The organism is Streptomyces sp. NPDC042364, assembly GCF_056437585.1.
Genome location: NZ_JBWKAJ010000009.1, coordinates 306295 through 319728, shown reverse-complemented (window position 1 = coordinate 319728; position 13434 = coordinate 306295). Strand labels below are relative to the sequence as shown.

10 protein-coding genes and 1 pseudogene are annotated in these 13434 nt (G+C 73.3%); 3 read left to right on the top strand and 8 right to left on the bottom strand.

Going from position 1 to position 13434, the window contains the following annotated elements; all coding sequences use genetic code 11:
• Positions 1-150: 150 nt before the first annotated feature.
• The 8 genes from AC067N_RS20735 to AC067N_RS20700 form a co-directional block, all read right to left on the bottom strand.
• Complete coding sequence (locus AC067N_RS20735; RefSeq protein ID WP_478680343.1) at positions 151-2052, bottom strand: VgrG-related protein; 1902 nt, start codon at positions 2050-2052, stop codon at positions 151-153.
• Positions 2052-2777, bottom strand: coding sequence for a CIS tube protein (locus AC067N_RS20730; protein ID WP_478680342.1), 726 nt, complete (start codon positions 2775-2777; stop codon positions 2052-2054). The genes AC067N_RS20735 and AC067N_RS20730 overlap by 1 nt, the downstream gene beginning before the upstream one ends.
• A gap of 16 nt (positions 2778-2793) precedes the next feature.
• Entirely contained in the window at positions 2794-3219 is a 426-nt protein-coding gene (locus AC067N_RS20725; RefSeq protein ID WP_055521704.1) for a phage tail protein, read from the bottom strand.
• 76 nt (positions 3220-3295) lie between these two features.
• Entirely contained in the window at positions 3296-4132 is an 837-nt protein-coding gene (locus AC067N_RS20720) for an extensin (RefSeq protein WP_478680341.1), read from the bottom strand.
• 2985 nt (positions 4133-7117) lie between these two features.
• On the bottom strand, positions 7118-7276 hold the full coding sequence (locus AC067N_RS20715; protein ID WP_099970623.1) for a DUF6760 family protein: 159 nt from the start codon (positions 7274-7276) through the stop codon (positions 7118-7120).
• On the bottom strand, positions 7273-7794 hold the full coding sequence (locus AC067N_RS20710; RefSeq protein WP_478680340.1) for a hypothetical protein: 522 nt from the start codon (positions 7792-7794) through the stop codon (positions 7273-7275). Before AC067N_RS20710 ends, AC067N_RS20715 begins: the two co-directional genes overlap by 4 nt.
• Positions 7794-8237, bottom strand: a complete 444-nt coding sequence (locus AC067N_RS20705; RefSeq protein WP_478680339.1) for a phage tail protein — start codon at positions 8235-8237, stop codon at positions 7794-7796. Before AC067N_RS20705 ends, AC067N_RS20710 begins: the two co-directional genes overlap by 1 nt.
• Before the next feature lie 78 nt (positions 8238-8315).
• Positions 8316-9896: a phage tail sheath family protein gene (locus AC067N_RS20700; RefSeq protein WP_478680338.1), complete on the bottom strand. Its 1581-nt coding sequence runs from the start codon at positions 9894-9896 to the stop codon at positions 8316-8318.
• A gap of 255 nt (positions 9897-10151) precedes the next feature.
• Between AC067N_RS20700 and AC067N_RS20695 the strand changes: the two genes are divergently transcribed.
• The 3 genes and pseudogenes from AC067N_RS20695 to AC067N_RS20685 all read left to right on the top strand — a co-directional run.
• The gene (locus AC067N_RS20695) at positions 10152-11840 is read left to right on the top strand and encodes an eCIS core domain-containing protein (protein WP_478680337.1); all 1689 of its coding nucleotides are present in this window, start codon (positions 10152-10154) and stop codon (positions 11838-11840) included.
• 123 nt (positions 11841-11963) lie between these two features.
• On the top strand, positions 11964-13124 hold the full coding sequence (locus tag AC067N_RS20690; RefSeq protein WP_478680336.1) for a hypothetical protein: 1161 nt from the start codon (positions 11964-11966) through the stop codon (positions 13122-13124).
• Between the two features lie 121 nt (positions 13125-13245).
• Positions 13246-13434 (top strand): annotated as a pseudogene (locus AC067N_RS20685) (hydrolase); the annotation flags it as partial.

Sequence of the window (13434 nt, the reverse complement as noted above, 5' to 3'; positions counted from 1 at the left end):
GTTTCGTGTGTGTCGCGGTGCGTGTGTGTCCGCGGTGCGTGTGTGTCCGCGGTGCGTCTGTGTCCGCGCTGCGTGGGTCTCTGCGTTTCGTGTGGCGGACGGGCGGGTGTGTGCCCGACGGCGGTGGTCTCCCGGCGCGCTTCCCGGCCCTCACCCGAACGGGTACTTGATCGTGTTGACGAAGAACCCGCCGAATATGTCGACCTTGACGGCCTTGATGCCCAGCTGGCCCACGGCGTTGATCTGCACGGTCCCGGCCGCGTTGAGCGTCGTCGCGCCGGTCGCGCTGAGGTTGAGGGCGCCCATCGCGGAGACGTTGACCGCGCCGGTCAGCGATCGGAGACTGACCAGACCCTGGCCCTGGAGAGTGAGCGGGCCGCCGCTTCGGACGGTCAGGGACCGCCGCGCGCTCAGTGTCAGATCCGTGCCGGCGTTCACGGAGACGGACGTGCCGCCCCTGATACTGACGGCGCCCTTGCTGTCCACGGTGATCTCGGTCTTCGTACGGTCCAGGTGGACGATCAGCCGGTCGTTGCCGGTGGCCAGCCGTACGCCCTGTTTGCGCGGGCCCGTCTGCTGGCTGAGCAGGTCCACCCGGTTGCCGTCCCGGTCGGACAGGGTGTGCCGGATCGCCTTCTTCTTGACCGGGTCGTGCAGCCACACGTCCTTGACGGGGGTCGGCTTGTCGACGCCGTTGTAGAGCCCGCCGATGACGAACGGGTGGTCCAGCGTCCCCCGGTCGAAGGCGACCAGCACCTCGTCGCCGACGTCCAGCGGGAAGATCCCTCCGCCGCCCTTGCCGCCCAGCTGCACCGTCCGCGTCCAGTCGCTGACGTACGCGTCGTCCAGCCACGGGAACTGGAGCTTCACCCGTCCCTGCTTCAGCGGGTCCGCCACATCGGTGACCAGCGCGTTGGCCACACTGGGCAGTCTCGGGGCCGCCGCGGACCCTCCGGAGGTCAGACCGAACAGGGAACGCCACTGGCGGCCGCTGACCGTCACGAACGTCTCGTAGTGGCTGCCGTCGCCGAACGTGTGCCGTACGGCGGTGCAGGTGTACTTGCCCTCGAACGGGGCGCCCACGTCGGTGAGCGTGATCGGCACCCCGGGGCGCAGCTCGGGGTTGCCGCGCACCGTCACCTCCAGTTCGGCGAACGCGGAGGTGATGTCGTCGGCGAGGGAGCCCGCCGCGTGCGTGACCTCGTTCTGCCGGTCGTACGGCTGGTCGGTCTCGACCAGCTTCGCCGCCTTGAACGGATTGGCGGCCTTCTGCGGGGTGGTGCCGATGTCGACACCTGGGCTGGTGCTCGCCCTCGTCGTCGCCGTGAGCTTCTTCTTCGTGGTCACGTTCCAGCCCCGCGCCTCGACCTTGTCGACCTGGTCGGCGGCGGTCACGGCGGCCCGGCAGCGCAGCACGTCGACGCCGGCCTGGAACACGAAGGGGCTCTTCTCGCCTGGAGTGCTCGTCGCGGGCGCCCCCGACGCCGGCTTCGGCCTGACGAACTGGAACTTCCCCCGGGCGTCCAGCGACATCACCATCTCGTTCTCGTCGGCGAGCCGGGACAGGAAGTCCCAGTCCGTCACGTTCGACTGGCTGATGAACTCGTACACCGTCTTGGTGCTCTGGACCCGCCCGACCGGGATGCCGTTCGTCGATGCCAGCTTGCGGGCGATGTCGGCGGCCGTCTGGTTGCGGTAGGCGGCCACCCTGCGCACCCGCATCAGCCGGTGTCCGGGGTCGTAGCCGCGGACGACGGTGAAGGTGCCGGTGCCGTCGTAGTCGGTCTCCATTCCGGTGACCTCGCCGGTGAGCAGCGGGGAGCCCGCGCCCTTGCCGTCGGCGACGGACGCGATGACCACCAGCGAGCCGAACCTGATGTTCAGCTTGCCCAGCAGCAGCCCGTGCGGGTCGCGGAACGTCAGCCGGAACGCGCCAGGCACCCCCGCCCCCAGATCGACCCAGCCGCCGACGAGCAGGTCGGCGTACTCGGTCGGCAGCCTGCTGCCGTCGATGGTGACGTGGATGACGTTGGAGTGGGACGGCTTGACCATCAGCGACCCACCTCCTCGGCGGCCGGGAGGACGAGGACGACGCCCGTGGTCAGCCGCGTCGGGTCGTCGATGCCGTTGGCCTCGGCGATCGCCCGCCACGCCGCCGCGTTCCCGTACTCCCGCCACGCCAGCGACTGCAGCGAGTCGCCCGCCACCACCCGGTGCACGCTCTGCGCGGTCAGCGCGCCCGAGGTCGGGTTCTGGCCCTTGGTCTTGGTGGGGATCTCGTGCAACCGGACCTGACACGTGGCCCGGATCGGCACCCCCGTCGTGCCGAACAGGGAGTACGTGGCGTCCACGGAGCTGACGTACGCCGTGAACCGGGCCGTCGAGAACGCCCCCCACTGGAACTCCACCCACGGCGGCGAGGGCTGCTTCGCGGCGATGCTCTTCGACGTCACCTCACAGCACCCCATCAGCGACTCCACCTTCTTCAGCACGGTGTTGGCGCCCGGCCTGGCGGAGGAGTCCAGGAAGATCTCGACGGTCATCTCACGAGGCTCCGGCCCCATGAACTCGGGCACGGAGCCGTCGCGCACCGCCGCCGTCGGCGTCACCTTCCACTGGGCGCGCCGGCTCAGCTGCAACTGCGCCGGGTTGAAGTCGAAGCCGAACGTCTCGATCAGCGCGCCCTTGCTCGTGCTGTTGCCGACCGGCGGCTCGTGGATGGCGAGCGTGGCGCGCACGAGGCTCTTGCCGGCGCCGCTCTTGGTGCCCTTGGCCATGTCCTGTCCCGCCCCCTCAGTCCGTGAACCCGTGGTGGGTGATCTCCAGGACCTCCGTGGCGACGCTCGGGTTGGCCGGGTCCAGGGTGGGGCCCTGCCAGCTCACCGGCAGCACGTCGATCAGCCCCCAGTGCGCCACCTCCGACCCGTCGGCGCGCAGCGCGGCGATCTGCGCCGTCGGCCGCTTCACCCCCGTGGCGACGGACGAGATCCACGCCGCGACCTTCGCCGTGTCCGGAGTCAGCGGCCTGGTCAGCCGGATGGTGGAGAAGGTGACACGGGACGGCAGCTGCCACACGAACCCGTTGTTCCCGCCCTCCTGGCGGTGCTCGATCTCGACCGTCGACGAGAGTCCCTCGCACCCGTTGAAGTACCCGAGGCTCTCGCCGTCGATGGTCAGGGTGAAGAAGATGGTGGAGCCCGGGTCGAGATCGCGGGACATCGGGGCGGCCTTTCTGGGGCTTGGGTCGGGGTCGTGCGTGGCGCGGGATGCGTGGGCGCGCCGGGGTCGTGGTCGATCAGTGGCGGGGGTCGCGGAGTCTGCCGACCCGTTCGCGGTCGAGGCGGAGTTCGGTACGGACGAGCCGGGTGATCCGGCCGATCAGCCGGTGCGTCAGCTCGTCCAGCTGGAAGTCGCTCAGCGACCGGGGATCGAACTGTCCCTTGGGGATCGCGACGTACTCGGGTGGGGCGTCGGAGGCCGCGGCGGCGGCGTCGGTGGTGGGTGCGGCCGTGGCGGCGGGGCCCGGGGTGGCGCGGTGTGCGGTGACCTGGGAGACGGCGGTGGTGGTGCGCGCCGGGGTGGGGTGCAGGGGGTTGCGCTGGACGGGCGTGGGCGTGGGCGTGGGCGTTTGGGTGGCGGGCGCTGGGGTGGTGGGGGGTGCGGGGGTGTGGGGCCCGAGGGGGCTTCGCTGGACGACCGGCGGGGTGGGGCGCGCGCTCGGCCGTGACGGTGGGCGAGGGGGTGCCGGAGGGCTGCCCGGGAGCGGAGTGGTGGTGCGGGGCCGCGCGGACCCGTCGGCGGAGAGGCGTTGGACGGCAGGGGCGACCGCAGGGGACGACGGCGAGGAGGTGCCGTATGTCGGGGTGGGCTGACGCAGGGGAACGGCGACGGGGGTCGCCCGGCGCTGGACGGCGGGGGGTGCCGCGGGGGGCTTGGACGGGGTGAGGGCTCGGGTGGGGGCCAGAGGACGGACCGGGGGCGGGGATGGTGGGGTCGCCCGTTGGACCGGGGGGTGGGGCCGTGGGGCGGGGCCGGGAGTGCTTGTTGCCCTGGGTGCGGGTGCGGGTGCGGGTGCGGGTGCGGGTGCGGGTGCGGGTGCGGGGGTGGAGGTGGAGGTGGGAGTGGGCGGCATGGGTGCCGGTGAGTGATCAGGGACCGTGGGGGAGGAGGACGCGCTCGGGGGTGTTCCGGTGGTGCTGCCGGGTGCGGGTGCGGGTGCGGTGGCGAGGGTTGGGACCATCCGTGAGGTCGTGGTCGGCTCGGGGGTGGGTGTCCTGGGTGTGGTCGGGGCGTCGGGCGACGGCACGTTGACGGAGGTCGGGGCGCCCAGACCCATGCGCCCGGCCCGGCCGGTGGTGCTCCGCTGCAGCGGGCGTGGCGCCGGGAGGGGCGGGGTGCCAGAGGCAGTCGGGCCGGGGGCCTCGGTCGGCGTCGGGGCGCCCAGGCCGGTGAGGGGCGTGGGGGTGCCGCCGGGCCGGGGTACGGACCTCTGGATGTTCGGCACGGGGCTGTCGGGTCCGGCGGCGGTGGCACGGGGGCGCGCCGGTGCGGTGGCAGGGACGAGGGCGGGTGAACCGCTCGTCGGCGTGGCTGTGGTGCTGGTGCGAGCGTGGCCGGCAGCGGTGGGGTCGGTCGGCGTGGCCGCGGTGGGGGGTGCCGCGTCGGGACGCCCGGTGCTCCCGGCGGTCGGGTTCGCCGCAGTTCGGGTTCGGGGAGCCGCGTCGGCCTCGGGGCGCCGCGCCTGCCCGGCAGGGTCGGGAACGGCTGTCCCTGCGGCCGTCGCGGCCGTCGCGGCCGTCGTGGCGGCAGGGGTGGCAGGGATGGCAGGGGTGGCAGGGATGGCAGGGGTGGGAGGGGTGCGGTCCGGGGCGATGGCCGACCGCTGGACGCCGAGTGGGGACTGCGTGGTTCGCGGGACGTGCGGAAGCGGGGTGCCCACCGCCCGGTCCGAGCTGGTCGGGGTCGCCGTTCCACGCGGGGCGGTTGCGGCCGCCGGGCCGTACGGGGCGGTCGTCGCCGAACTGCCCTGGGCGGGCGATGGGTTGCCGGCACCGGCCCGGGGAGTGGTGGGACTGGCAGGGGTGCCGGTCGGGCCGGTCGAGGTGGGGGCGGGACTGGTCGACGTGCTGCTGAGGGCGGCTGCCGGTGTGGCGGAGCCGGTCGCCGAGTGGGTGGGGCCGGTCGCCGTTCGGGCAGGGCGGGGCAGCGCTCCGGACGGGTCGGCCGGCATGGGCCTCCCGGTGGCCGCGCTCCGCTGGACGTCGAGCCGTCCGCCGACGGGCCCCTTCGCCGCGGCGCCAGGGACCGGCACGCTCGTGCCAGTGCCAGTGCCAGTGCCAGTGCCAGTGCCAGTGCCAGTGCCAGTGCCAGTGCCGTTGGCCGTGTTGGTGGCGGTGGCCGGTGTGCCGGTGGGGTGGTCCGGTGCCCGCTGGACGTCGGCCACCCGGTGGCCGGGGCCGGCCGCCGTCCTGCTGGGGCCGCCCCTCGGAGCCGCGTACGAGTCGGTCGGGAGCGGCGCGCCCAGGTTGGGCCCGCCGGCCATGCCGTCATCGAGCCGGGGTTCCGTCGACCCGCGTCCCTCTCCTGCCGCGCGGCTCCGCTCCGTGCGCGCACCGCCGGGGCCGGCCGGCGTACGAGTGGGGTCGCTCGTCGCCCGCTGCACCGTGGTCCCCGTACGGCTGACCTCGGCGACGGGTCCACCGGGGCCGGTCGTCCCGCGGCCGGGGACGGTGGCCACCGTGCCGTCGACACCGGCGTGGGCAGGCCCTCCCGGATCGGCGGCCGGGCCACCGGGGCCTACCACCGCACCACCGGGGCCGACGGTCGCGCGCTGGACACCGATGCGCCCCGCCGCACCACCACCCCCAGCCGCACCACTACCCCCCGCAGCAGCGCCGCCGGCCGTCGCCGTCGGACCGCCAGTCGCCGCCGTACCGCCTCCCGACGCCGTAGCGGCCGAGCCGCCCGGCGACAGCGAGCCGCCGCCGGTCGGTGCCCCGGACGAGTCGTCGAAGCCGCTGCCGGGAACACTCGTCGTCGAGCCGCGGGCCGGACCGTCCGCCGCGCCGCCGTGCCCCGGAGTACCCGCCGTGGCGCCGTGCTCCGCAGCGCCGGCCGTCGTCGAGCCCCCGCCCGGAACGCCCGCGGCGACGGAGCCGCCCGTTGCCCCACCGGAGCTGGGTCCCCGGCCGCGTACCGCCGGAAGCGTGCGCCGCTGTACGGCAGGTGCGGCGGGGCCCTTGGTCAGCAGGGGCGGCCGGTCCGGGCGGGGCCGGGCCGCCGGACTCACCGGGGTCACCCGGGGCCCCGCCGGGCGGGACGCCCGAACGGGGTGCGTACCGTCCGCGCGCTGTACGGGCCGACCGTCGCCGCCCGACCGCACAGCTCCGGCCTGCCCCCCGCCCTCAGCCGGCCGCAGGTCGCCAGGCGTGTCACCGAGCGTGTCGGCGTACGCCACGCCGCCGGATGTGCCGAGGCCCGTCCGGTGGCCCGTCGGCTCGGCCTCGGCCGTCGTCGCCACCGGCAGCGTCAGCGAGGGCAGTTCGAGCCCGGCCGTGGGCCGTGCCGAGGCCGTCAGGACGTCCCTGACCAGCCCGCCCGGTGCGTCGGGCAGGACGGCGTGTGACAGCGACCCGGTGAAGGAAGGGTTCTGCCAGGTCGTCAGCCGCCCGCCGAACCCGGCGTCGGCAACGGCCGCGCTCCGCACGGCGGCCCGCTGGATCGGAGCCAGCCGCACCCAGCCGGCCACCGCGTCGTGCCCGGACGCATCAGCCGCCCGGGCAACCGAGTTCCCCGCGGGCGTCGCGCCGCCGGTGGGTGCCGGTCCCGCCGGTCCCCCCACCGCACCCGGACTCCCCCCGGCATCAGCCCCACGCCCCGCAGAGCCCTGCCCCGCAGAGCCCCGCCTCGCAGAGCCCCGCCTCGCAGAGCCCCGCCTCGCAGAGCCCTGCCCCGCAGAGCCCTGCCCCGCAGAGCCCCGCCCCGCGGCACCCTGCGCCGCAGAGCCCTGCCCCGCAGAGCCCTGCCCCGCAGAGCCCCGCCCCGCCGAGCCCTGCCCCGCCGAGCCCTGCCCCGCCGAGCCGGAACCGCCCCTGAAGCGGTCGAAGAAGCCCACCGCTCAGACCTCCGCCCCGCCCCTGGTCACCAGGGACGCGATCTGTTCCGTGAAACGGCGGCGGTCGGGGTGTTCGAGGTCCAGGATCTCCTCCAGGCTCCAGTGGAAGTGGTAGGCGACGTACGCGATCTCCTCGTGCAGCCGGTCGGTCGCGTACGTCACGATTCCCCCAGGCGGCTCCCGCCGAGCTCGACCTCGAAGGGCTCGGAGCAGTGCGGGCACTCCACGGCGGCGCGGGTGTGGCCCTCGGCGTTGACCTGGCGGTAGAAGTCCTGGAGGAACGCCAGGTCGGAGGCGAACATGTTCTCCACGATCCCGTCGTGCACCATCGGCAGCGTGCCGAGCCGGGTGATGACCCGGCCCAGCAGCACCACCGACAGGTACGCCGGGTTCTCCTGGACGCGGACGTCGCGCAGCGGGATCAGCTCGTCCCGGGCGGTGGCGAGACGCATCACGCCGTCCCGGTGGACCGTCCCCGCCTCGTCGACGTAGCCGCGCGGCAGCTCGAAGGGGAACTCCGTCCGCAGCTGCTGCCGCACCGGCACCGGTTCCGGAGCGGGCACCGGGGCGGGGGCGTTCACCACGGCCGCCGGCCCGGCCCCCGGCCCCGCGGGCGTACCTGCCACGGCCGTACCCGCCGCGGGCGCCCCCAGGGCCGTGCGTCCTGCCGTACGCCGCATTACTCGATGACCAGTTCTTCGAAGACGATGGTCACGGTCTCGGTGAGCGCGGACGCCTCGCCGGCCTTGAGGGTGCTCGCGTCGACCTTGCTGCACCAGGCGTTGCGCATGTTGTAGCGCTTCACCGGGTTGTTCTGGAAGTCCATCATGATGATCGACGCGTTCTTGCGGGCCGAGCCCATCTGACCGGCGATCGAGTCGTTGATCCACTGCGTGAACGAGGCGGACTGCGTCATGCCGCGTACGACGGTGCACTGCCCGCTGCGCTGCACACCCGGCAGGAGGTTGACCTCGGGGCGGCCCTGCGCGGAGTTCTGCTGGTAGGTGATGACGTCCTGCTCCAGGGAGAGGCCGCTGACCTCGGCGAGGTACTCGACCATCACCCCGTCGATCTGGAGGCCGAAGTTGTGTGACGTCAGGCTGTCGGCCTGCATGAGACTCATGGGTTAGCTGTCCTTCTGAGGAGTCGTCGGGGGAGTCGTCCGGGGAGTCGCCGGGAGGGGCCGCGGCGGAAGGGGTGCCTACTCCTCCAGCTCCCCGCTGCCGCTGGAGAACTGGGCCAGCCGGAAGATCACGAACTCGGCGGGCTTGACCGGGGCGATGCCGATCTCGCAGACGACCCGGCCGAGGTCGACGGACTCCGGCGGGTTGGTCTCCTCGTCGCACTTGACGTAGAACGCCTCCTCGGGCCGCTGGCCGAAGAGGGCGCCGCCGCGCCACTCGTTGACGAGGAACGCCGAGACGTTCCGCCGGATCCGGGCCCACAGGGCGTGGTCGTTCGGCTCGAACACCACCCACTGGGTGCCGATCAGGATCGACTCCTCCAGGTAGTTGAAGTACCGGCGGATGTTCAGATAGCGCCAGGCCGGGTCGGAGGACATCGTGCGGGCGCCCCAGACGCGGATGCCGCGGCCGGGGAAGGCCCGGATGCAGTTGACGCCGATCGGGTTGAGGAGGTCCTGCTCACCGCGGGTGATCTGGAGTTCGAGGTCCACGGCTCCGCGGACGACCTCGTTGGCGGGCGCCTTGTGCACCCCGCGCTCGAAGTCGTTGCGGGCCCAGACACCGGAGACGTGGCCGCTCGGCGGCACCAGGCGGGACTGCCCGCCGGCCGGGTCGAAGACCTTGATCCACGGGTAGTAGAGGGCCGCGTACTTCGAGTCGTACCCGGCGGTCTCCTGGCGCCAGACCCGGATCTGCCGGGCGTTGAGGCCGGGCGGCGGGTCGATGACGGCGACCCGGTCGCCCATCAGCTCGCAGTGCGCGATGAGGCCCAGCTGGACCGCCTTGACGGCCTCCAGGTCGATCGCGCCGCGCTGGTAGGCGGCCATCAGGTCGGGCACGGCCACCATGGAGATCTCGTCGACCGCCTCCAGGCCCCCGAAGCCGGTGCGGTCGGCGGAGTCCCCCAGGTACTCGCGCGGGCCGGGGTGCGTCTCGTCCGCCCCGCCGGCGGCGGGCGCCGGGGCGGGGGCCGCGGGTGCCGCCAGCGCCACGGTCTGGTTGTCGGGGCGTACGAGCTGCGCGGCGGGCGCCGCCTCCTGGAGCGCGATGAGCTTCGAGCGCTCCTTGACCTGGGTGACGACGTAGTTCCGGCCGCCCTTCTTGGCCGTCACGTCGAAGGTCTCCACGGCCTTGTCGCCGTCCTTGACGACCAGCCGGAACCGCTCCGCCGGGCCCTCGCCCTCCGGGTCGGTGACCTCGACGCTCAGCGAACCGCCCGCGATGGCGGCCACGGTGAAGGTGCCCAGCCGCTGCGGCTCGCCCGGCGGGAGGGCCGCCGGAGCGGCGGAACCGGTGACGGCGGCCGGGTTGCCGCTCCCGGCCGCCGCACCGTCCGTGCCGCCGACACGGACGACGTACGCGGCGCTGCCGCCGTTGTTGAAGAACCCGTACACCGAGTGCGCCAGGTAGTACCCGTCGGTGAACTCACCGAAGGCGGCGACGTACTGGGACCAGTTGGTCACCAGCGTCGGCTCGTTCAGCGGGCCGGTCGGGGCCAGGCCGACGAAGGCCGCCACCGAGGTGCCCACCCCCTCGATGGGGCGCGAGCCGCTGGCCACCTCCTCGACGTAGACGCCGGGCGACAGGTAGGACGGCATGCTCTGCTCTCCTCGGGGTACGAGACAGTTCGTCTGTCACCCTCACGCGCGAAGCGCGTCACCCGAAACGTCCTCCGGTGCCTGTCCGGGGGCATTCCCGTTGCCCGCAGGGGCATCCCGCCGTGCCTGGGTGACCGTCCGCCCACCCCGTCTGCCCGCGCGACTGCCCTCGCGGCTCTCCCGCGGCCGGGCCGGCCTCCGGTAGCCCTGGGAGCACGTACGTCCGGTACGTGCCCATGCCGTCGAGGGAGCCCCGTGCGCGCGCAGGACAAGGAGACCGACCAGCCCCGCGGGCGGGCGGCCGCGGGCCGTACGCCCGCGCCGGGCCCCGCCCCGGGACTCCTCGCGTTGCAGCGGGCCGCGGGGAACGCGGCCGTGGCCCGGGCGGTCGAGGAGCAGCGGCACGAGCACGACGCCCACTGCGGGCACGGCCCGTCGGTGCAGCGGTCGACGGTGCACGAGGTGCTGCGCTCACCGGGACAGCGGATGGACGACCCGCTGCTGAACGAGATGCAGGGCCGGTTCGGCGGCGAGGACTTCACCGATGTCCGCCTCCACACCGACGCGGCGGCCCTGGACTCCGCCGCGCAGATCGACGCGCAGGCGTACGCCTCGTACCCGCACGTCGTGTGGGACGGCGGCGACAAGACGGTCCTCGCCGAGGAACTGCACCACATCCGCCAGCAGAAGCGCGGGCCCGTCCCCGGCAAGGACAACGGCGACGGCCTGATGATCTCCGACCCCGGCGACTGGGCCGAGGTCGAGGCGCGGGAGGCCTCGCGGGAGGCGATGAGCGGGCCGGCGCCCGTGCAGCGGTCCGCCGCCGAGACCGACCTCGTGCGGCGGGACGGCGGGGACGCGGGCCGGCCGGCCGTGCAGCGGTCGCCGGCCGCCGGTTCTTCCTCCAGGACCGGCGGGGGCCGGGTCACCAAGGCCAAGGGGCGGGCCGGCGCGAAGGGCGCGGCGACCAGCCCCTCCGATGTGCTGAAGCAGGAGCTGATCGCCCTCGGCTGGGAGGCCCACGGCGCGAACCAGAGCCTGACGCTGCACAAGGTGGACCGGTCCCAGGCCACCGACGAACAGAAGACGGCCGCCGCGAAGGCCAACAAGAAGGGGCAGATGTACCTCGCCTCGGACCAGGCCGTCGGGTCCCGCAGCTACGAGGGTGAACGCACCAAGCAGGTGCTGCGCTGGATCTCCACCGTCGTCAACAGGGCCATGCTGCAGAAGAACGAACGGCCCGAGGAGGTCCAGGCGGGCATGGAGGTGACCGAGGCCACCCCGGACGTGGAGGCCGCCTTCAAGCTGTTCGTCTCCACCAACCGCACCAAGGTCAACAACGTGCTGCGCGAGGGCGCCGGCACGAGGGCCGCCAAGGAGTACATCGTCGAGTTGCTCGAGAAGGTCGTGGGGGAGACCGACCGCGAGACCCGGCATGTGAAGAAGCTGAAGGGCCTGCTCGCCATGGAGGCCGAGAAGGCGCCGGAGGAGTTCTGGGACGTCCTCCAGGCGCTCACCGGGCCGATGACCGTGCCGGTGCCGACCAAGGACGGCAAGCACGCCGAGCGCACCATCATCGGCGCCGCCGCGCCGGGCAGCATCTCGAACGACCACATCGCCGGTGTGAAGCGCCCCTGCGTCAGCTGCTTCATCGAGCTGTACGCGGGCTCGGCGATCCGGCCCGGACCGGCGTGGGTGAGCGGCGCCGCCAACACCGACATCGCGGACTTCAGCGTGGACAAGGCGCGGCAGCTGGCGAAGCGGATCGACACCACCGTGAGCGGCACGTTCGCCACGCTCCAGCTGCGCTGCGAGGAACACGACGGGGAGACGACGCAGGTGCCCACCGGGGTGACCTGGGACTACAACACCGACTCCGACTCACCGGCCAGCTCCAGCGACCGCGAGCCGGAGCCCGACGACCGCATGGACACCAGCGCCTGACCCGACCGGTCGGCCTCTTCTCCGGGGGACAGCAGTATGCGCGCACACCAGGACCGCGACACAGGGCGGCAGCCGCGAACGCCCGGGCCCCGGGCCCCGCTCACCGCGTCACCGGTCCCGCCGATGGCGGCCCTCCAGCAGTCGGCGGGCAACGCGGCCACCGCCAAGGCGATGCGCCAGGGGACCGGCCCGGTGGTGCAGCGGGCGGGCAGGGAAGGGTCGCCGGCCCGGCCGTCCTCCCAGGGCTCCGACATGTCGTCGGGTTCCGCGAAGTCGATGACACCGGCCGACGCCCGCAGGATCCGGTTCATCCAGGACAAGCAGCAGCTGTGGGCGCGGATCAACGAAATCCGCGCCCTCGCCGACATGGACTCCTTCAAGCAGGGCGTCACCGCCTTCCTCGCCAACATCGAACGGGACCTGGAGAAGGCCGACACCGACGAGACGAACCCCGTCGACCACGCGGCCATCGGCGCCGTCATCGCGGGGTTCCAGCACCCGACGGTGCAGGGCAACAAGATCCAGTACTCCTGGTACAAACAGAACCAGACCAAGCAGGGCTTCTTCGACATCCTGCAGCGGCACGCCGACGAGTCGGCGCAACGCGGCCAGCTCTGGTCGAAGATGGGCTCGGCGCAGGCCACCGAGGACGTCAGCGTGGGCCGCGGCACCGTCCTGGAGGCCTCCATCCAGGGACGCATCTTCGACGGCCTCCTCTTCGGCCTGCCGAGCTGGAGCGCCTCACCGGCCCTCGGCGAACTGTGGCGGCTGCTCTCGCAGACGTACGTGGAGGGGCTGAAGGGCTGGGTCACCGCCCATGTCCTGGACGGCACCACCCAGAAGAGCGTGCTCACCACGATCGAGTGGCCGCGGCTCAGGGCGCGGATCGCGGCCGGCCAGGTCGACGGTCTCAACATCGTCGTGTACCGGGCGGTACCCGGCCCGGGCGGCTCCGACCATGTCCTCGTCCCCGTCGACTCCTTCCTCGTCCGCAGCCAGGACGAGTTCGACAGCGTGCCCAAGGCGCCCGTCGACGGCACCGACGAGACGGCGCGCAAGGAGTGGGAGCAGATGCAGCGCCAGGTCGACCTGGAGCAGCGGAAGGCGCTGGTCAGGGTCTACTCCCGGGACGACGAGATCGAGCGGATGAACCACCACGTCACGGAGGTGCTGAGCAGGAAGCACGGGCCGGGCCTCGTCTTCCGGACGTCCCAGACCCCCCGCAACACCCCCGCGAGCACCTTCGCGCCCTCCCCGGCCGGGTCCGGTCCCGGATCGCCGTGACCCATGACGACATCGCCGTGACCCATGACGACCAAAGGGGCACCGCCCCGGGCCCGTTGGGGAACGAACCGTGCCCGGGAGCCACCTGCCCGGCGGACGCCCCATGGCTAGCGTCCAGGTGGTGAGCCTGTGGACTTCCCTCGAACCCCCGTCCGCGACCGTGGACCCGGGTGCCACGACCACCGTGCGTCTGAGGTTGCGCAACACCGGTGACGTGGTGGATGAGTACCGTTTCGAGCCGGTGGGTGACATCGCGCCGTGGGTGACGGTGGAGCCGCAGTCGTTGCGGTTGTATCCGGGGACGACGGGG